This window comes from Falsiroseomonas tokyonensis (genome assembly GCF_019024325.1).
Taxonomy (GTDB): domain Bacteria; phylum Pseudomonadota; class Alphaproteobacteria; order Acetobacterales; family Acetobacteraceae; genus Falsiroseomonas; species Falsiroseomonas tokyonensis.
This window is the reverse complement of the sequence record NZ_JAFNJS010000045.1, coordinates 1-1,427: the sequence shown is the minus strand read 5'-3', so window position 1 is coordinate 1,427 and position 1,427 is coordinate 1. Positions and strand designations below refer to the sequence as shown.

Annotated in this window: 1 protein-coding gene; it reads right to left on the bottom strand. The window is 72.7% G+C overall.

Annotated features, from left to right (window positions below; genetic code table 11):
- Position 1: 1 nt before the first annotated feature.
- On the bottom strand, positions 2-1,399 hold the full coding sequence (locus J3S20_RS29875) for a mannose-1-phosphate guanylyltransferase/mannose-6-phosphate isomerase (RefSeq protein WP_343215344.1): 1,398 nt from the start codon (positions 1,397-1,399) through the stop codon (positions 2-4).
- Positions 1,400-1,427 lie beyond the last annotated feature (28 nt).

Sequence of the window (1,427 nt, the reverse complement as noted above, 5' to 3'; positions counted from 1 at the left end):
CTCACGCGCGTCCGTAGGTGTCTTCCAGGCGGACGATGTCGTCCTCGCCGAGGTAGGAGCCGGACTGCACCTCGATCAGCGTCAGCGGGATCATCCCCGGGTTCTCCAGCCGGTGCACGCAGCCCAGCGGCAGGTACACGCTCTCATTCTCCCGCAGCAGGATCCGCTCCCCGTCCCGCTCCACCACCGCGGTCCCGGCCACCACCACCCAGTGTTCCGCCCGGTGGTAGTGCTTCTGCAGGCTCAGCTTGCTGCCCGGGCGCACCGTGATCTTCTTCACCTGGAAGCGCGTCCCCAGCGCCACCCCCTCATACGCCCCCCACGGCCGGTACACCCGCCGGTGCTCCGTCGCCTCCTTCCGCCGCTCCGCCTTCAGCTGCTCCACCATCTTCTTGACGTCCTGCGCCCGGTCCCGGTGGCAGGCCAGCACCGCGTCATCCGTCACCACCAGCACGACGTCTTCCAGCCCCACCACCGCCGTCAGGATCCCCTCCGACCGCACGTAGCAGTTCCGCGCCCCCAGCAGCGCCGCCGGGCCCATCGTCGCATTGCCTTCCGCATCCTTGGTCGCGATGTCCCACAGCGACGACCAGTTGCCGACATCCGACCAGCCCGGATCGCAGGGCACCACCGCCGCCAGCTGCGTCCGCTCCATCACCGCCGTGTCGATCGACACCGAGGGCGCATTCGCAAAACCCGACCCCAGCCGCACGAAGCCGAGGTCCCGCGCGCCATGCGCCACCGCGTCGCGGGCCGCCGCCAGCACCTCCGGCGCATGCGCGCCAAGCTCCGCCAGCAGCGTCGCCGCCGTGGCCACGAACATGCCGCTGTTCCACAGGTGCCGCCCGCCGGCCAGGAAAGCCCCCGCCGTCGCCGCATCCGGCTTCTCGACGAAGCGCGCGATCTCCTGCGCCCCCTCGACGCCCGCGAGCGCCGCGCCGGCCTCGATATAGCCGTAGCCCGTCTCGGGCACCGTCGGCCGGATGCCGAAGGTCGCGATCCGGCCCGTGGCCGCAGCTGCCGCCGCAACGGACAGCGCGCGCCGCAGCGCCGCCACATCCTGCACCGCCGCATCCGCCGCCATGATCCACAGCGTGGCCCCGGGCGAGGCCTCGCCCACCAGCACCGCCGCCGCCGCGATCGCCGCCGCGCTGTTGCGCGCCTCCGGCTCCAGCACGATCCGCGGCGCCTCGATCCCCGCCTCCCGCAGTTGCTCCGCCACCAGGAAGCGATGCGCTTCCCCGCAGACCACCACCGGCGGCGCGAAGCCGGCGCCGCGGGCGCGCTCCGCCGTCTCCTGCAGCATGGTCCCCGCCGAGACCAGCGGCCAGAACTGCTTCGGATACCCCTCCCGCGACAACGGCCACAGCCGGCTGCCCGTGCCGCCACACAGGATCACAGGAACAATCAGGTCCGAGGCGGGCGGC